Below are 18,079 nucleotides of genomic sequence, written 5' to 3' on the forward strand. Positions count from 1 at the left end.
ACTTTAAACTTTAAAAGGCTGGTAGGGAAATAAAATTCCTTACCAGCCTTTTAAATTAGACTTCTGCTACATCCATTGTCATATTCATATTTTCAAGTCGTTCTTTAAAATCTACATCTACATTCATCTATTCTTCGCTCCCACTATTATAATATTTGTCCCAATCTGCATCGTCATCACTAGTTGTTTTCTGTGCATCCCATTGTTTTTTCTCTTCTTCTCTTTGTTTCTCTCTTTCTAGTGCATCCTTTTTATGTTGTTTATTTTCATCTTTTACCTGTTCTCTAATACCACAGTTATGGCAATATAGTGTACCTTTATAAGTCATCATGTAGTTACTTTCTTCACCACATATAACACAACCATTATTCATTTCTCCTAAATGTGTACCATCTTTAACACCCTTATAAAAACCATCTTCATCATAATTAGAATCTTTAGTACTAGTTTTAGTTGATGATTTAGTTGTCTTCTTAACACTCTCACTGCGTTTGTCAGTTGTTTTCTTAGTGTTGTTGTTAGATTGTTCATCTGTATTTTGTAAGTTGTCATATCTGTACTCATATGCACTAATCCAGTTACTATCTGTTAAGTTAAATAATATATTAGTGTCTATTCCTTGTTTAGCACAGTATTCTGTTATCTGTTTTACAAACTCATCACATTCTTTTGTTAATCCAGATTCTTTAGATTGTTGTTTTATTTCGTCTTTAGTTAACCCTTGCAAATCTATTTTGTTGTCTATAATAGCAATTGTTGTAACATATATATCTTTATCTTTTGTTGTACTAACACTAACATCGCCATCAACAAAAGCTTTACTTAATAAATCTTGAACATATTTATCCATTGATTCTAAATCTGTTGTGTTTTCTATTACGTCCTGTTTAGCATCATTTACCGCTTGTTTTGTTGTATTACATCCAACCATTCCTATTACTATAATTAAACTTATCACTAAACTTAATATTTTCTTCATTATATACCCTCCTCATTTAATAATAGTAGCACAAAATACTATAAAAATTAATTTCTGGTCAAAAATATTACATATTATGGTATCTATTTTTTAAAAGTGTAGAAATAATCATTTCTTTCATTATATATACTCCTTAATTTTTACTTGCTTATATATATGCAGTGATTTATATAAAAGTTACATAAATTTATATAAATTTTAAATAAAAATTATGTAACAAGTATTAAAAACTTACATAGAATAAATTAAGAAAAAAGGATTTATACAATATTTATATAATAATATATGTGTAAAATTTATACATTTTATAAATAAAATTTGAATAATAATTAAAGAGGTGATAATGTGGCTAGTAACAAACCTACTATAATTAATATAAGCTTTAAAACATCAACTTTAGATGATCAGATTCTTTTAGATTGGCTAGAGCAGAAATTTTTAGAGTATGGTAAGAGTAATTATATTAAAAACGTGCTAAGAGAAAAGATGCTGGAAGAAATCAATAAAGAATAATAAAAGAGTGCTACTGGCCTGGAAACCTCATAGCACTCTAAAGGGTTAGAACTATATGATATATAATTCTATTTTGATTTATTCTATAAATATAATAGATACCCTTCTTTTTATATTAAATGTCTCAATAATTCGCAAAGTGCAGCTAATCCAAAATAAATACCAGCATTCATTTCTTAACCTCCGATAAAAATATTAAGAATATTATTCACTTCTAAGGGGGATTTTATAGATGGTAAGATATTACACTATTTCAGATTTTTTACATTTAGATGAACAGGAAAAGTTAGATGCAATAGAAAGATTTTTAAATCATGTCAAAAGGAACAAGGTTATATACTCAAGATTAGTGCTACTGATAGCATTAGTAATGAAAAGCAATGGTATTGTTTATGCAGAAAGCTTCGAAACTTCTTTAAATAGTTCAGCTAGACAAATTATAGATATGCTACTTGTATTAGCTAAATATAGTTTCTTAGGTTTAGGATTAAAAGAAATGATGTCTACTATGATAGCTGGGGGAAGTTTTAAGGATGCTACTACAAGTGGAATGCAATACTTATTAACTTATGTATTAATAAGACTATATCCTAGTTTGTTTAATATGTTTTCTAAGATTAATTTTTAGGGGGTATATAATATGAAGGAAAAAGTTATTACTATAGTATTAGCTTGCAGCTATAATGGGTGTTTAATAGTAGGGTTAATAGGAATTATTCTTTATGCTTTTGGATTGCAAAAGTGTAAGAATACAGCTTCTATTTCAATAGGTATATATTTAGTATTATCAATCTTAGGGAAGTGTTTAAAATGATTAGTAATGTAATTTCTGGTAAAGTTAGATCCATAAAAGTATCAGATTACTTCGAATATAGAAAATGCGAATATTGTTTTGCAGAACTAATTGTGACGAAATCAAATAGAAATAATAATACAGAACAAATAGCTACTCTTATCAATTCAATGTTCAAAAAGACAAACAAATTGATTTATCAAGCCAATAAAAAAATAATCTTAGAGGAAATGCCTAAAGCGAGTTTTTATATACACATCGAAAAACACTCAGTGAAGTTCTTTTTTATTATTCCAAAGATACATTTAAATAAATTTAAAGCAAAATTTAAAGATTGTTGGAAGAATATTGAAATAAAAATAGTAGATGAAATGCCTATTGTTGTAAATATTTGTACAAAGTTTGATGTACATTATGAAAAAGAGGATGGATTATCTATTGCAGTTGATAAGAGAAACAATGATTTGTTAAATTCTAATATGTCTATAGTTAATATATTAGAAGAAAACGAAAGTTGTGGTATCTTATACAATTTTATCCCTGTTAGTGAAAAAGAATCTAATTATTTTAGAGCAATCACTTATAAAGAGACATTAAATAAATTTGAAAATGGAGAAAATCTTAAAAAGTCTAAAAAAACTAAAGATTATGTTGTAATTTCATTAAAAATTTTTATTAGGCTTATAAACGATTTAATAGATAGTCTTTTAAGCACTTCACAAAATAACCGTAATACGTTTAATCCTATGAAAATAGAAGCTTCTTATAGCACTAAAAGAAAGGCTCATAAAGAAATATGTAAAAGTCAAATAATATTATTGACCAAAAGTAGTAAAAAAGAGAGAGAAAATGAATTAGGAAGAATTTTAGGTAACACTTTTGAATCTGTAGAAGATAATAACCGATTAATTGTAACTAAAATAACTAAAAATGTAGATTTAAAGAAGACAGTTATAAAAAATGTTAGTATAAATAAAACCACAGTAGAAGAATGTAGCAATTTTATTAACATGCCTTCCACCGATGTAATAAAGCAGTTTAACATGATAGAACATAACAAAGTTTTAGAACTTAAAGCTCCTAAATGTTTAGATAATGGGGAAATAAGGATAGGCAAGGTTAAGAATAAAGAAAATACACAAGAAGTATATTATTCTACAGATGAACAAATGAAAAGGATGAGCAGGGTATTAATGGGGAGCCAAGGAGCTGGAAAAGATTATTATATGGGCAATTTATCAGAAGACATAATTAAAGCTAACAGATCTTTATTTGTAATTGATTATATAGATGAGTGTCAATTAGCGGATGATATAAAGAAAAGAGTACCAAAGGAAAAACTTATTGAAATAAATAGCAATAGAGATGATGAATTACAAGCATTTTTAATTAATGAATTGACATATAAATTAGATGATAGTTTAGATGTTAAAATTGAAGTATCTATGCAAAAAGCGCAACAGTTTGAATTATTACTTGATACTATAAATGATGTCAAAAGTGAATTATCACCTAGAATGTTAAGATACTTGTACTGCGCTGGAACTGTAGCTTTTTATAATAATGTAAATAGCAGCTTTAAAGAAATAATAAATATATTAAAGAATCCAGATTATAGAACCAATATAATTAATAATTTAGATAAAGAAGGAAAGATAGAATTATCAGAAGAGATAGAAGATTTACGAGAATTAGATAAAGCAGATAAAAAAGGTAATGTTGAAAATTACGATAGTAAAATAGATGGAATTTTAGATAGGGTAGCTAAATTAAAAAGCGCTAGTTTTTATACTAAAAAAGCTTTTATGAAAGATGGCTCAAATAATATTGATTTTGTAAAAGCTATGAATGAAAGAAAAGTTATATTAATAAAGATACCTCATAAGTCATTTAAGACTAAAATGTTAAAAGACTTAATGTGCACTTTTTATCTACAAAAGATATGGATTGCTAAACAAGAAGCTGATAAAAATATACAAACTGAAGTGTTTATTAATGAATTGCATCAATGTCCTCATGCACAATTGTTATTAGAAGATATACTAGTAGAGCACAGGAAATATAATTTAACATTTACATTAGCTATGCATTATTTGGATCAACTAACAGCTAAGTGTAAAAAGTCATTATTATCAAGTGGGGCAAGTTTTATACTAATTAGTGGATGTGATCCAGAAGCATATAAAGGTTTATCAGTATATTTTGAAAAGGATGGATATACTGAAACAGATTTAACAGAGCTAGAAAGATATCATGCTTTATGTTTAATTAAAAATGAAGATGATGGATATTCAAGCTTTATATGTAAGCTACCTAGTTAATAGGTAGCTTTTTTAATTACAAGGAAATCATAATACTCCAAAATCTGTGGGAAACCTGTGTATTAAAGTAATATCAAGACATTTTGAAAAGTAAAAGGTGACAAAAACACTCTAAATACAATGTAAGTATTGAGTTAATGTTATAATATTATAAAGGTCGCAATTGTTATATAATGCGAATTAAAGTAATATATTTCATGAGGAGGCAATAAATATAAAAATGATGTCAAATTAAATAGAGTAAAAGAAGTATTGATTATACTTTATAGAGAATTATATTTTGAAAACGAATTACTAAATATGAAACTTTACAGTGATATAAGGAGATTTAGAGGTGGATAAGATTGATATTGATAAAATAAATTTAGTAGATTTTACTATGCCTATTAAATTAGATTATGATAAAGATTATTATTTAAAATTAAAGGAGAGATTAAATAGTTATAAAAATTATATTAAAAATATAAATGATATTTCAGAAAATGCTATTAAGAATGTAGAAGACAATGTTAAATTGATAATTAAAAGTGTGGAAGATTATTATAATGCAGATATAGCAAAGGCTAAAAATAAAATAATTAAGTTATTAAAAAAATATACTTCAAATGATTTTATAATATCTGAGTTAGATAAAAGTTATGCATTTAGAGGTGTAGCACCATTTTCAGATTTACTTGACGAAATAGAAGATAGATGTATAAATGATTATGATATTATGAATAAATATCCATTATCTTTTTTTAAAGCAAGGATAGGTAATTCAACTTTTGAAAAAAAAGATATGTTACATATACCATTTTGTAATCGTGAATTGGTATCTACACAAAGATTTAGTATACCAGGAGTGCCTTGTTTATACTTAGGTACGACATCATATGTATGCTGGCTAGAAATGGATAAGCCTCAGGATAGTGTATTTAATAGTTCATCATTTGAACTACCTAAAGGTTTAAAAATATTAAATTTAGTTATTGACCAGGAATTGATTAATAATCAAGCAAGAAATAGTATGAGATTTAAGGGAGATAAAAGAGATAGTAATATTAAATTATTAGAATACATGATAGAAGTAATACCATTAGTATATGCAACTTCATTTTCTATTAAAAATAAAGAAAGGAAATTTAAATCTGAGTATATAGTTTCACAATTAATAATGCAATGTTTAAGTGAATTAAAAATTGATGGAATAGCTTATGCTTCTAAAAAAGTTAAAAATAGTGTAATTGCATTCCCACAATGTATAAATTTAGCAATTCCAATGAAAATAAATAAAAAATTCGAACTTAAGAGCGAAAGAGATAACTACGCAGATATATGTGAAAATATTTCATTGACAGAGCCTGTCAACTTATCTGAATTTACAAAAATGGGTGGAAAGAATAAATTTTGCATTAGAAAAAGTTACATTAATACATGCTTTAATTTAGATGGCTTTATAGAAGGTTCAATTATTTTAAGTGGTAAATATATAAAATATATATGGACTGAGTTTGCAAATTTTGATAACTATATTTTTAATTTGGAACATGAGAAAGCAGATATTTTTAATATCAGATAGATAATATATTAAAAAGAAGTTCACCATTTTAATATATTACGAACCAAAGAGGTGGGAGCTATGCTCCTACTATTTTTATATAATAATTATATAAATTTAATCAATTATTACATAAAAAGTGAGTATATACAAAAAAGTATACACTCACCCTATAAACCCTAACCGTATTAAACCGTGCACTAACTATCTCCAGCGAGCTGTAGACCACTGCGTTTAGATAATGCACTAATACAGGGTATGATTTTTGATTATAAAAATATTCCTATTTAACTTAATTTTAACATTTAATCTATATTTATATATTTATACTATATAATTCATAACTGTTATGGTCATACTGATTATTGAACATCTGTACGAACATTTACTTGGCCTTTAGATGTATTTTCACCAATAGTTAAACCTTGATTTTTTAATAAGTATTCCAATGTCATTAAAGGAACTCCACCAGCTCTTCCACCTAGAATTTCTTTTCCTTGTAAATTTTTATACGTAAAATTATCATTTTTATCTCTAGATATTATAAAACTTCCGTCCCTCTTTGTTAATTGTGCAAAGTTAATAGCATAATCATCGCTACCTTGTTTATACACGTATATAGAAGCTTCAGGACCCATAAGACCTATATCAGCTTCTCCAGAAATTAAAGCTGCCATAGTCTTATCAGCACCTTGTGCATCTATTAAATCTAATTCAATGCCTTCTTCTTTAAAGAAACCTTGTGTAATTGCTGCGTATTGAGGTGCATAGAAAACAGAGTGTGTTACTTCAGCCACAGTAACCTTATCTAACTCTTTATCCTTTGTAGCCTGGTTATTTGAAGCACAACCAGTAAGACAGCACGCTCCTAGAGAAAGAGCACTTGCAAGAGCAATAATCTTTTTATGCATATATATATCCCCCTATAAATTAACGATAATATATTATATTAAAAGGGGGATATATGTGTTACAAAAAAAGAACATATATTGTATATGTTCTTTAAAATGTTTAATGATTTAGTTCTATCTTATTTGTTTCGTTTAAGTATTTATTATGTTCCATTGGGATATCATCAAAGATAAATTGTTTTAAAACAACTACTGAATTTTTATCATATAACCATACCCAGCCAGCATCTTTATATTTTCCACCCTTGGAGTGTACTTCATCTATTATAGGAAATTGTCCCTGTTTAATAGTACCATCTTTAGATAAAATATTATATGCTGATGTTCCAATATTTAATAATTCAATAGACCCCATATTAGTATTTACACATGGAAGTAAAGATTTTATTAATTTTGGATATTCAGATAAAGAAAGACCTTTTAATTTTGATGCTACACCCATTATTACTTTTCTTTGTCTACCATCTCTATAAATGGCACTGTCTATATCTCTAATCCTACAATAAGATATAGCTTGATAACCTGTTAATGTTTGTACACCAGAACCTGGAATTAACTTCATTTTACCTTTATCAGGATTATTATAAGACTCATATGTGGAAGGTACTAATTTATTCACAGCTTTCATTTCTTTTTCAGTAATATCTACTTCCACTCCTCCAAGTTCTGTTATTGCATCCATTAATCCTTCAAAGTCAATTTGAATAAATTTATCAATATCTATTCCAAATTCATTTTTTATAGTTTTAAATAATAACTGCTCTTTGCCCCAGAAGTATGATGCATTAAGCTTACCCATACCTTCACCTGGTATTTCAACATATGTATCACGTGCTAAAGAAGTTAATTTTACACTTTTGTGTGTATTATCAATAGTAAGTATCATCATGCAGTCAGATCTGTATGCGCTTTCATTTTCTCTACCATCAGTTCCCAGTAATAATATGTTGGTAACTCCCTCGACTTGCTCATTAGTATCTATATTATTTATTTTGTAATAAAGAAACCCGAAAACAGCCATAGGTAATAATAAAAGTACTATAACTAAAGCTATGACAATCTTTTTCCCACGAGACATATTTATACTCCTTTATATATTCAAAGTTTAAAAGAAATTCTAGATAAAGATTTTTAATAGTTTAGAGAGATATTACTATTGTTTTTTAAATATTCATTATCATTCATGTCTATATTTTTGTATATAAAATCTCTTAATACACATGTGGAATTAGTATCATATACCCATACCCAACCTGAATTTCCATATATTCCACCTTTTGAATGTATTTCATCTGTAATAGGGAATTCGCCTTCTTTTAAAGTTGTTTTAAGTGATTTCCCAGCTAAAATATTATGTCCTGTAAATGCAAGACTAGTAATTTCATTAGAAGTTAAATTTGTTGTAACATATGGAATTATGGCATCTATTAACTCTGGATATTTTGTAAAAGACACATCTTGGTATTTTTTCATAATGGCATTAATAACTTTTCTTTGTCTACCATCTCTAAATATAGCACTATCGGCTTTTCTAATACGGCTATAAGATAAAGCTTGATAACCATTTAATGTTTGTTTACCTGGTTCTTTTATTAATTCCATTTCTCCTTTATTAGGATTTTTACAGAACTTATAGCATTCTGGAATAAATTTATTCACTTCCTTTATTTCTGACTCTTTAACATTTATTTCTACGCCATCTAAAGCATAAATAATATCCATTAAAGAAGTGAAGTCTACGATTACATATTTATCTAGACCTATACCAAATTCATTTTCAATTGTTTCAAACAAAAGATTTTCTTTTCCCCAAAAATATGCAGTATTCAATTTACCTTTATCTCTACCTGGTATATTGACATAAGTATCTCTTGCCAAAGAAGTAAGTTTAATATTTTTATTATTATTATCAATAGTAAGAATAATCATAGAATCTGTTCTAAAGGCAGTTTCACCTTTTCTACCATCTGTTCCAAGTAATAAAATATTAGTTATACCATCAACTTCTTTGATTTTAGATTTGTAAGTAGATGATACTGTTACATCTTTCAGTTTGTATTGTAAATATCCATAAATTGACACTGGTATTATGATAATAAGGGATATTATACAAAGTATAATTTTTTTGTAATTTGACATTTTCCATCACCCAATCTGATTTATATTTATAGTAGAAATTATACCAACACAAATATGCTAGGGCAAGGAATTATTGAAATCTTTTCCAATTTGTTACTTATTTTGACATTTGAAATTTTTATTATATTAATTAAAATTATTTAACAAAATATTAGTAACTACTTTTAAAATGGTAAAAAATGGAATATAATTATATTGACTGTAAGTCAAAAAAATAATAGGGGGAAATTAAGGAATGAAAAAGATCTTATCTATTTTACTGTCTTGTGTCCTAGGACTTGGTCTAGTTGCATGTAGTTCTTCATCAGATGAATCTAGTAGTGAGGGTAAAGAAATTGCAATGATAACTGATATAGGAACAATTGATGACAAATCATTTAACCAAGGTACTTGGGAGGGAATAGAAGCTTATGCTAAAGAACACAATATCTCTCATGAGTATTACAAACCAACAGAACAATCCACAGATGCATATTTAGCGGCTATAGAGTTAGCTGTTAAAGGTGGAGCTAAAGTTGTAGTTACTCCAGGATATTTATTTGAAGAGCCTATATACATAGCTCAAGACAAATATCCAGATGTACATTTCATATTAGTAGATGGTAATCCACATGATGCAGATAGCAAAGATTATAAAACAAGTAAAAATGCTGTAGGTATAGTATTTGCAGAAGAGCAATCTGGTTATTTAGCAGGTTATGCAGCTGTTAAAGAAGGATATACAAAACTTGGATTTATGGGTGGAATAGCAGTACCTGCTGTAACTCGTTATGGTTATGGTTTTGTTCAAGGTGCTGACGCTGCAGCAAAAGAGTTAAAATTAGATAAAGTAGATATTAAATATCACTATACTGGTGGATTTGATGCTACGCCAGAAGTACAAACATTAGCTTCATCTTGGTATACTGATGGAACTGAAGTGATATTTGCATGTGGTGGTGCTGTAGGAAACTCTGTAATGTCTGCAGCTAAAGCAATAGATGGCAAAAAAGTTATAGGTGTTGACGTTGACCAAAGCAGTGAGTCTGATACAGTAATAACTTCTGCAATGAAAGGTTTATCATCAGCAGTTCAGCAAACTTTAGATGACTATTATAATGACAAGTTCCCAGGAGGACAATCTTTAGTACTAGGTGCAGAAAAAGATGGTGTTAAGCTTCCTATGGAAAATTCTAAGTTTGAAAAATTCACTAAAGAAGATTACGATAAAGTTTACAAAGATTTAGCAAATGGAAAAATAAAACTTCAAAAAGATGATGTAAAAAAAGCAACAGATTTAAATGTTAGTGTTGTATCTGTAAAAGTAGTAAAATAAATATATTTTATAAAGTAAGTAAAAAGTCAGTTCTTTTGAACTGACTTTTTTATTGAATTATTTCCAAAAATTGTAAAAAAACTTTTTTTCTTGTATAATTATAATAAATAAATAATTAGTAAGGAGATATCTATGGAACATGTAATAGAAATGCTAGATATAACTAAAGAATTTCCTGGAATAATAGCTAATGACAATATTACTTTACAACTAAAAAAAGGAGAAGTACATGCTTTATTGGGTGAAAATGGAGCAGGAAAGTCTACACTAATGAGTGTATTGTTTGGTTTGTACCAACCAGAAAAAGGTGTAATTAAAAAAAATGGAGAGGTAGTAAATATTAAAAATCCAAATGATGCAAATGACTTAGGAATTGGTATGGTTCACCAACACTTTAAGTTAGTTCATAACTTTACAGTACTGCAAAATATAATTTTAGGTGTAGAAACTACTAGTCATGGACTGTTAAAAATGGAGGATGCTAGAAAAAGAGTTATAGATTTGTCTGAAAAATATGGATTAATGGTTGAGCCAGATGCCATTATAGAAGACATAACAGTAGGAATGCAACAACGTGTGGAAATATTAAAAATGCTATATAGAGATAACGACATTTTAATATTTGATGAACCAACAGCAGTACTTACTCCTCAAGAAATAGAAGAATTAATGAAAATAATGAAAAGCTTGGCTAAGGAAGGAAAATCCATTTTATTTATTACTCATAAATTAAATGAGATAAAAGCAGTGTCAGATAGATGTACAGTTCTTAGAAAAGGAAAATATATTGACACTGTTAAGGTTAGTGATGTTACAAAAGAAGAGCTTTCTGAAATGATGGTAGGGCGTAAGGTAAATTTAGAAATAGAAAAAATCATCCCACAAATTGGAGAAACTGTATTGGAAGTAAAAAACTTATCCGTAAATTCAAAAGGCAATAATAAGAAGCTAGTTGATTATGTGTCATTTAATGTTAAAAAGGGAGAGATAGTTTGTATTGCTGGAATCGATGGAAATGGTCAATCAGAATTAGTATATGCTTTAACAGGGCTTGGCTCTATAAGTAGTGGAAGTATTTCTTTAAATGGAAGTGACATTACTAATGAAAGTGTTAGAAAAAGAAATATTAAAGGGATGGCTCATATACCTGAAGATAGACATAAAGATGGACTAGTTTTAGAGTATTCCTTAGGTGAAAATCTTATGTTAAAAAGATATTTTACTAAAGATTATCATAATAAAGGATTTATAAATTTTCGAAGTGTGGATAAATATACTAATAAATTAATAAGCCAATATGATATTAGAAGTGGTAAAGGTACTAAGACTACTGCTAGAAGCATGTCTGGAGGTAATCAGCAAAAGGCTATTATAGCTAGAGAAGTTGATTTAGATCCAGAAATATTAATAGCAGTACAGCCTACTAGAGGACTAGATGTGGGAGCTATAGAGTATATACATAATCAGTTAATAGAAGAAAGAGATAGGGGAAAAGCTATTTTACTTGTGTCACTTGAACTGGATGAGGTTATGAACTTAAGTGATAGAATCTTAGTAATTTATGAAGGAAAAATAGTAGCAGACTTAAAACCTGAAGAAGTAACAGTTCAAGAATTAGGTTTATATATGGCTGGATCTAAAACACAAATTATAAGTGAGGTGAGCGCCCATGAATAAGTTAAATAAGCTAATACGTAGTGATGGCTTTAATAGTGCAATGTCATCCATATTTGCCATATTAATAGGGCTTGCTTTTGGTTTTATTATTTTATTAATAAGTAATCCATCACAAGCTGTAAGAGGATTTGGCATAATTTTAGAAGGAGGATTTAGTACAGGAGCAAAAGGTATTGGACAAGTTCTTTATTTTGCCACACCATTAATACTAACTGGTCTTTCAGTAGGATTTGCATTTAAAACAGGATTATTTAATATAGGTGCTCCAGGACAATTTATAATGGGTGCTTTTGCAGCAGTATTTATAGGAGTTAAGTGTACTTTTTTACCAGCACCATTTCATTGGATAGTAGCACTGCTGGCTGCAGCAATTGTTGGTGGACTTTGGGCATTGATTCCTGGAATATTAAAGGCTTATTATAATGTACATGAAGTTATTTCAACTATTATGATGAATTATATAGGTATGTATTTGTGTAATATGTTAGTTAAATTATACATATATGATTCTAACAAGTCCATATCTCAAAATTGTTTAGTAAGTGCAGATTTACCAAAATGGGGATTGGATAAGGTTTTTGTCAATACTACAGGTACTTACAAAGATATTTCCACAGTAAATGGAGGAATAGTAATTGCTATTATTGTAGCTATTTTAATTTATATTATATTAAATAAGACCATATTTGGATATGAGTTAAAGGCTTGTGGATTTAATTCAAGTGCAAGTAAATATGCTGGAATAAATGAAAAGAGAAATATTATTTTATCTATGGTAATATCTGGTGCTTTATCAGGACTAGGTGGAGGATTACTTTATCTATCAGGAGCAAATGGGAGACATATTAAAGTTGTAGATGTTTTAGCTATAGAAGGATTTAATGGAATACCAGTTGCCCTACTTGCTCTATCAAACCCTCTAGGAATAATATTCTCAGCAATATTTATTTCTTACTTAACTCTAGGTGGAAACTATTTACAAACTCTTAATTTTATGCCAGAGGTAATTGATATAATTATAGCTTGCATTATTTACTTTAGTGCTTTTGCATTATTCTTTAGATCCATATTACCCAAAATACTAAAAAAGAAAGATTCTAAAAAAGAAACTATAGAAGCTACTGAAGGGAGTGAAGAGTAATGGATATACTATTTTTAATAGTACAACAAACAATGTTCTTTTCCATACCTTTGTTAATAGTTGCACTTGGAGGAGTATTTACTGAACGAGGTGGAGTTACAAATATAGCCTTAGATGGAATTATGATTATGGGGGCTTTTACAAGTGTTTTATTTATAAATAAAATGCAAGATAAAATGAGTGGTCAATTACTATTAATAATGGCAATATTTATTGCTATAATAACAGGTATGGCATTTTCATTATTACTTGCATACTCTGCAATAAACATGAAAGCAGACCAAATTATAGGCGGAACAGCTTTAAATATGTTTGCACCAGCTTTTGCTATTTATGCAGCTAGAATGATGCAAACAAACGGAGTACAACAAATTGCATTTAATAATACTTTTAGAATTCCTTCAGTTCCTATATTGGGAGATATACCTATAATAGGAGATTTATTCTTTAAGAATTGCTATATAACTACATACATAGGTTTAGCTATTTTAGTAATATCTATTATAGTATTATATAAAACAAAATTTGGTCTTAGACTTAGAGCTTGTGGGGAACATCCTCAAGCGGCTGATTCAGTAGGAATTAGTGTTTATAAAATGCGTTATTCAGGAGTATTGATTTCTGGTGCCCTTGCAGGACTTGGAGGTTTAGTATTTGTAATACCAACTTCTACCAATTTTAATGCTACAGTTTCTGGATATGGATTCTTAGCACTTGCTGTTATGATTTTTGGTCAATGGAAACCGTTAAGAGTATTATTTGCAGCATTTTTCTTTGGCCTAATGAAGACTATTGCATCAGCATATTCAGTTATACCCTTATTATCAAGTTTAGATATACCTAGCGATGTATATAAAATGATTCCTTTTATGGCAACTTTAATAGTACTAGCATTTACGTCAAAATCATCTCAAGCACCAAGAGCTGTTGGAGAACCTTATGACAAAGGAAGTAGATAGATAAAGAAAAAGTATTGCTTAAAAAGCAATACTTTTTTCTATCCTTTAATTTTTCGTTGTCTGTAATAATAAAACTTTTCTACTATATTAACGACTTCATACATACCCCAAGCACAAACTGCAAGTACAAATACACCCATCATTACAACATCTAGTTTAAATACTTGGCTTCCATAGACAATTAAATAACCTATACCATATCTTGATACTAAAAATTCACCTACTATAACACCTACCCAAGCCATACCTATATTTATTTTAGTCAGATTTATTAAATTTCCTATATTGCCAGGTAAAATAAGCTTAAATAGAATTTGACTCTTTGTAGCTCCGAAACTTTTTAACATTTTAATTTTTTCTTCGTCCATATTTCTAAAATAATTATAAGCAGATAAGATAGTAATAACTATGGAAATAGCAACTGCTGTAACTACTATACCTTCAATACCTGCGCCTACCCATACGATTATAATAGGAGCAAGGGCTGTTTTAGGTAGTGCATTAAGAACTACTAAGAATGGATCTAAAATTTTAGCTAAAGTATCTGACCACCATAACATAATGGCTATAATTATACCTAAGGTACTACCAATGACTAAACCAAGAACTGTTTCATAAACTGATATACCAATATGTTTAATTAATAATCCGTTCGAAACATAAGATATAAATAGTTTATAAATATCAGAAGGTTTACTAAATAAAAAAGTACTAATAATATTATTGTCTGCTAATACTTCCCAAAGAATAAAGAAACCTATTAGTAAAACGATTTGTATTATAAAGACCTTAATTTTTCTCAATTTAACACTTTTTAAATATTTCTCGTATTCAATAGACTTTTCATTAAATCTCATTATTATCTAGCTCCTTCCATAATAAGTCAAAATAAGTTTGAAACTTAGGAACTTTACGACACTCAAATGGTGTTCTAGATTCTCCAAGTCCTAAGTCTATGTCATATTCACTCTTAATAGTAGAAGGACGCTTTGATAGTACTGCTACTTTGTCGCCCATAGCTATAGCTTCACTTATATCATGTGTTACTAATATAGCAGATTTATTCTCATTCTTAATTATTCTATAGACATCATCGCTTACAAGTAATCTTGTTTGATAATCTAGTGCAGAAAAAGGTTCATCAAGCAAAAGAACATCAGGGTCTACCGATAAGGTACGAATAAGTGCCACTCTTTGTCTCATACCTCCTGATAATTCTTTAGGATACATATTTCTAAAATCCCATAAATCATAAGTTTTTAATAATTTTTCAACTCTTTTGATGGCTTTAGGGTCTTTGTTTTTTTGTATTTCAAGACCTATAGTAATGTTGTCCATAATACTTCGCCACTCTAAGAGATGATCCCTTTGGAACATATAACCAATCGTTCCATTAATAATAACATCACCACTTGTTGGCTTTAAAAGCTTAGTAAGTATATTTAATATTGTTGATTTTCCAGAACCAGAGGGCCCCAGTAGTGATAAAATTTCTCCTTGTTGAAGAGAAAAGTTAATATCTTGAAGAACTTGAAGTTCTCCTTCTTTTGAATAAAAATTTTTACAAAGATCAGTAACTTTGATAATCCTCTCCATTTAAGTCACCCCCCATGAAGTTTTAAGACTATATATTATAGTATTAATTGGAGTAAGTATTTGTACCAGTTTTCTTTTGAATAAATAAAATACAACAAATAAGGCGAAAGGTGATAAAAATTATCAGGTATTATGGTAAGCTCATTGTTTTCTTCTGGAAGCTCTTTTATTAAACTGGTAGCAGATCCTGATTATCAATTACCAGCTATAACATAGTGGCTCTTTTTTGTAATGGATTTTAATAAATAATTAATAAAACTAAAAAACATCAGATAGATAAACACTCTACCTGATGTTTTTTAGTAAAGAAATTATTGATATATAAGTATTATGTTTATCTTATATATCAATAAGAAATGAAAGTATCACAATTTGTATTGTTATAGTTAATCTGTACACTAGAAGCTGTACAAGTTTCCATACTATTATATTTACACTTTTTGGCTTTACATTTTATATCAGCAGACGTTGCAAGTGAATTACTTGTGCAGTTCATAAGATCATTTTTGTTTGGATTGAAAGTTCCACACTTAGTTCCTGTTGAAGTAGCTGCTCCAGAACCTAAAATGTCAATATTTCCAGCATAGCATATTCCTGAATTATTATAAATACAATTGTCAGCATAGCAATTTAATGTCATTGTATTTTCCCTCCATTTATCTTTTTATTATTATTCACAAATATTTGATTTTCATTCTATATATGTAAAATATTAGATATTTTGTATATTTAATTCCTGAAATCATAGCACATTTTATTACTTTTTAGAATAATTTATACAAATGATATATTTTAAATTGTTGGAATATATCTATGTACAAGTAAGGAGTGGATATAATGGACTTAAGTTTTTTGGTAAGTTTTGAAGTTCCCGTTATTATTGGAATTTGTCTTTGTGTAGGATATGTAATAAAATCTAGTTTGGATTTTATACCAAACAAATATATACCATTGATTATGGCTGTATTAGGTCTTGTGGTCAATGTATTAATAAATAAGGGTATAGATGCTAATATTGCACTAGCAGGTATGATTAGTGGATTATCAAGTACAGGATTACATCAAGCCTTTAAAAACCTAATACAACGAGACAGTGACACTGAAGAAAATACTACTGTAAAAGATAATAGTGATAAATAGAATAGTTAAGATAACAAATTAGATAATATAAACGAATGTGATATTAAATTGCATTCGTTTATATTCTAATATTAATATGATATAATGCTAGTATATTATTTTGACTCTAGATAAAGAAGAGAAAGGAATTTGTATATAATTATGTTTATATTAGTTTTATTAATAATTGTTGTAGCAATATTAATTTGTATTGCTTATAAATTATATAATTATGCCTTAAATCCAAATAGCTCAAAAAAAGGCATATTTAATAGTAATAATAAAAATGAACTTAGAAAAGAAGATCTTTGGATTAATGATTTTAATGATAAAAGCAGTGTTTACATAAATACATTTGATAACTTAAGACTTCATGCATATGAAATAAAAGAAAATAAAAGTAATAAATGGGCTATTACAGTTCATGGTTATACAACAAATGCAGAGTATATGAGTAGCATAGCCTATAAGTATTACACTTTAGGATATAATGTTATAATGCCAGATTTAAGAGGCCATGGAAAAAGTGAAGGTCATTATATAGGCATGGGTTGGCACGATAGATTAGATATTATAAAGTGGATAGAATACATTTTAAATGAAGATAAAAATGCTCAAATTTTATTACATGGAATTTCTATGGGAGCTGCTACAGTTATGATGGTTAGTGGGGAAGAGTTACCTAAAAACGTAAAGGTAATTATTGAAGACTGTGGATATACAGGTGCTAAAGAACAGCTTGCATATAAGTTAAAAAACATGTTTAAATTGCCATCATTTCCATTGTTAAATATATGTAATATAATAGCAAAAATAAAAGCTAAATATTTTATAAGTGAAGCTTCAGCTATTAATCAAATAAAAAAATCAAACACACCAACGCTGTTTATACATGGAGATAAAGATAAGTTTGTTCCATTTTATATGTTAAACGAATTATACGATGCTTGTAATGCTTATAAAGATAAGTTAATAATCAATAATGCGGGTCATGCAAAGTGTGAGAAAGTTGATAGTGACTTGTATTGGGAAAAGGTAATTAAATTCATAGCTAAATTTATGAAATAAAAAAACTC

General features: G+C 28.1%; 18 protein-coding genes. 11 read left to right on the top strand and 7 right to left on the bottom strand.

What is annotated here, in order from left to right; all coding sequences use genetic code 11:
- Window positions 1–127: 127 nt before the first annotated feature.
- A complete protein-coding gene (locus tag K0039_RS10010; RefSeq protein WP_228104912.1) occupies window positions 128–979 on the bottom strand; it encodes a hypothetical protein in 852 nt (283 codons plus the stop codon).
- A 345-nt stretch (window positions 980–1,324) separates the two neighbouring features.
- Between K0039_RS10010 and K0039_RS10015 the strand changes: the two genes are divergently transcribed.
- The 5 genes from K0039_RS10015 to K0039_RS22230 all read left to right on the top strand — a co-directional run bounded on the left by K0039_RS10015 (window position 1,325) and on the right by K0039_RS22230 (window position 6,167).
- Window positions 1,325–1,492 carry a hypothetical protein gene (locus tag K0039_RS10015; protein WP_228104913.1) on the top strand — a complete coding sequence of 56 codons (168 nt, stop codon included), beginning with the start codon at window positions 1,325–1,327 and terminating at the stop codon, window positions 1,490–1,492.
- Between the two features lie 232 nt (window positions 1,493–1,724).
- Window positions 1,725–2,120 (top strand): hypothetical protein, encoded by a 396-nt coding sequence (locus K0039_RS10020; protein WP_228104914.1) that lies wholly within the window; start codon window positions 1,725–1,727, stop codon window positions 2,118–2,120.
- A gap of 12 nt (window positions 2,121–2,132) precedes the next feature.
- Window positions 2,133–2,306: a hypothetical protein gene (locus K0039_RS10025; RefSeq protein WP_228104915.1), complete on the top strand. Its 174-nt coding sequence runs from the start codon at window positions 2,133–2,135 to the stop codon at window positions 2,304–2,306.
- Window positions 2,303–4,606, top strand: coding sequence for a hypothetical protein (locus K0039_RS10030; protein WP_228104916.1), 2,304 nt, complete (start codon window positions 2,303–2,305; stop codon window positions 4,604–4,606). Before K0039_RS10025 ends, K0039_RS10030 begins: the two co-directional genes overlap by 4 nt.
- A gap of 334 nt (window positions 4,607–4,940) precedes the next feature.
- A complete protein-coding gene (locus K0039_RS22230; RefSeq protein WP_228104917.1) occupies window positions 4,941–6,167 on the top strand; it encodes an RES domain-containing protein in 1,227 nt (408 codons plus the stop codon).
- Window positions 6,168–6,508: 341 nt separating this feature from the next.
- Here the strand turns inward: K0039_RS22230 and K0039_RS10040 are convergent, their stop codons facing one another.
- The 3 genes from K0039_RS10040 to K0039_RS10050 all read right to left on the bottom strand — a co-directional run bounded on the left by K0039_RS10040 (window position 6,509) and on the right by K0039_RS10050 (window position 9,196).
- Window positions 6,509–7,057: an ABC transporter substrate-binding protein gene (locus K0039_RS10040; protein WP_331476738.1), complete on the bottom strand. Its 549-nt coding sequence runs from the start codon at window positions 7,055–7,057 to the stop codon at window positions 6,509–6,511.
- 100 nt (window positions 7,058–7,157) lie between these two features.
- The gene (locus K0039_RS10045; RefSeq protein ID WP_228104918.1) at window positions 7,158–8,135 is read right to left on the bottom strand and encodes an LCP family protein; all 978 of its coding nucleotides are present in this window, start codon (window positions 8,133–8,135) and stop codon (window positions 7,158–7,160) included.
- A gap of 53 nt (window positions 8,136–8,188) precedes the next feature.
- Complete coding sequence (locus K0039_RS10050; RefSeq protein ID WP_228104919.1) at window positions 8,189–9,196, bottom strand: LCP family protein; 1,008 nt, start codon at window positions 9,194–9,196, stop codon at window positions 8,189–8,191.
- A 235-nt stretch (window positions 9,197–9,431) separates the two neighbouring features.
- Between K0039_RS10050 and K0039_RS10055 the strand changes: the two genes are divergently transcribed.
- The 4 genes from K0039_RS10055 (at window position 9,432) to K0039_RS10070 (ending at window position 14,288) form a co-directional block, all read left to right on the top strand.
- Entirely contained in the window at window positions 9,432–10,511 is a 1,080-nt protein-coding gene (locus K0039_RS10055) for a BMP family lipoprotein (RefSeq protein WP_228104920.1), read from the top strand.
- 132 nt (window positions 10,512–10,643) lie between these two features.
- Window positions 10,644–12,188, top strand: a complete 1,545-nt coding sequence (locus K0039_RS10060) for an ABC transporter ATP-binding protein (RefSeq protein ID WP_228104921.1) — start codon at window positions 10,644–10,646, stop codon at window positions 12,186–12,188.
- The gene (locus K0039_RS10065; protein ID WP_228104922.1) at window positions 12,181–13,329 is read left to right on the top strand and encodes an ABC transporter permease; all 1,149 of its coding nucleotides are present in this window, start codon (window positions 12,181–12,183) and stop codon (window positions 13,327–13,329) included. The genes K0039_RS10060 and K0039_RS10065 overlap by 8 nt, the downstream gene beginning before the upstream one ends.
- Window positions 13,329–14,288 (top strand): ABC transporter permease, encoded by a 960-nt coding sequence (locus tag K0039_RS10070; RefSeq protein WP_228104923.1) that lies wholly within the window; start codon window positions 13,329–13,331, stop codon window positions 14,286–14,288. Before K0039_RS10065 ends, K0039_RS10070 begins: the two co-directional genes overlap by 1 nt.
- A 38-nt stretch (window positions 14,289–14,326) precedes the next feature.
- On the opposite strand, the gene K0039_RS10075 is transcribed toward K0039_RS10070, so the two are convergent.
- The 3 genes from K0039_RS10075 to K0039_RS10085 form a co-directional block, all read right to left on the bottom strand.
- Entirely contained in the window at window positions 14,327–15,145 is an 819-nt protein-coding gene (locus K0039_RS10075; RefSeq protein WP_228104924.1) for an ABC transporter permease, read from the bottom strand.
- Window positions 15,135–15,884 (bottom strand): ABC transporter ATP-binding protein, encoded by a 750-nt coding sequence (locus tag K0039_RS10080; protein WP_228104925.1) that lies wholly within the window; start codon window positions 15,882–15,884, stop codon window positions 15,135–15,137. Before K0039_RS10080 ends, K0039_RS10075 begins: the two co-directional genes overlap by 11 nt.
- A 346-nt stretch (window positions 15,885–16,230) precedes the next feature.
- Window positions 16,231–16,524 (bottom strand): DUF1540 domain-containing protein, encoded by a 294-nt coding sequence (locus K0039_RS10085; RefSeq protein WP_228104926.1) that lies wholly within the window; start codon window positions 16,522–16,524, stop codon window positions 16,231–16,233.
- Window positions 16,525–16,721: 197 nt separating this feature from the next.
- Here K0039_RS10085 and K0039_RS10090 point away from each other — a divergent pair, with 197 nt between their 5' ends.
- Entirely contained in the window at window positions 16,722–17,024 is a 303-nt protein-coding gene (locus K0039_RS10090) for a phage holin family protein (RefSeq protein ID WP_228104927.1), read from the top strand.
- 141 nt (window positions 17,025–17,165) lie between these two features.
- Complete coding sequence (locus tag K0039_RS10095) at window positions 17,166–18,071, top strand: alpha/beta hydrolase (RefSeq protein WP_228104928.1); 906 nt, start codon at window positions 17,166–17,168, stop codon at window positions 18,069–18,071.
- Window positions 18,072–18,079 lie beyond the last annotated feature (8 nt).

The sequence above is a fragment of the Terrisporobacter mayombei genome (genome assembly GCF_020748465.1).
Lineage (GTDB): Bacteria > Bacillota > Clostridia > Peptostreptococcales > Peptostreptococcaceae > Terrisporobacter > Terrisporobacter mayombei.

What these genes read in the sequence shown, in the direction of transcription:
- K0039_RS10065 (WP_228104922.1), top strand. Translation starts at nt 12,181, where the DNA reads ATGAATAAGTTAAATAAGCTAATACGTAGTGATGGCTTTAATAGTGCA.
- K0039_RS10030 (WP_228104916.1), top strand. Translation starts at nt 2,303, where the DNA reads ATGATTAGTAATGTAATTTCTGGTAAAGTTAGATCCATAAAAGTATCA.
- K0039_RS10055 (WP_228104920.1), top strand. Translation starts at nt 9,432, where the DNA reads ATGAAAAAGATCTTATCTATTTTACTGTCTTGTGTCCTAGGACTTGGT.
- K0039_RS10080 (WP_228104925.1), bottom strand. Translation starts at nt 15,884, where the DNA reads ATGGAGAGGATTATCAAAGTTACTGATCTTTGTAAAAATTTTTATTCA.
- K0039_RS10095 (WP_228104928.1), top strand. Translation starts at nt 17,166, where the DNA reads ATGTTTATATTAGTTTTATTAATAATTGTTGTAGCAATATTAATTTGT.
- K0039_RS10060 (WP_228104921.1), top strand. Translation starts at nt 10,644, where the DNA reads ATGGAACATGTAATAGAAATGCTAGATATAACTAAAGAATTTCCTGGA.
- K0039_RS10010 (WP_228104912.1), bottom strand. Translation starts at nt 979, where the DNA reads ATGAAGAAAATATTAAGTTTAGTGATAAGTTTAATTATAGTAATAGGA.
- K0039_RS10070 (WP_228104923.1), top strand. Translation starts at nt 13,329, where the DNA reads ATGGATATACTATTTTTAATAGTACAACAAACAATGTTCTTTTCCATA.
- K0039_RS10025 (WP_228104915.1), top strand. Translation starts at nt 2,133, where the DNA reads ATGAAGGAAAAAGTTATTACTATAGTATTAGCTTGCAGCTATAATGGG.
- K0039_RS10090 (WP_228104927.1), top strand. Translation starts at nt 16,722, where the DNA reads ATGGACTTAAGTTTTTTGGTAAGTTTTGAAGTTCCCGTTATTATTGGA.
- K0039_RS10075 (WP_228104924.1), bottom strand. Translation starts at nt 15,145, where the DNA reads ATGAGATTTAATGAAAAGTCTATTGAATACGAGAAATATTTAAAAAGT.
- K0039_RS10045 (WP_228104918.1), bottom strand. Translation starts at nt 8,135, where the DNA reads ATGTCTCGTGGGAAAAAGATTGTCATAGCTTTAGTTATAGTACTTTTA.
- K0039_RS10050 (WP_228104919.1), bottom strand. Translation starts at nt 9,196, where the DNA reads ATGTCAAATTACAAAAAAATTATACTTTGTATAATATCCCTTATTATC.
- K0039_RS10040 (WP_331476738.1), bottom strand. Translation starts at nt 7,057, where the DNA reads ATGCATAAAAAGATTATTGCTCTTGCAAGTGCTCTTTCTCTAGGAGCG.
- K0039_RS10020 (WP_228104914.1), top strand. Translation starts at nt 1,725, where the DNA reads ATGGTAAGATATTACACTATTTCAGATTTTTTACATTTAGATGAACAG.
- K0039_RS10085 (WP_228104926.1), bottom strand. Translation starts at nt 16,524, where the DNA reads ATGACATTAAATTGCTATGCTGACAATTGTATTTATAATAATTCAGGA.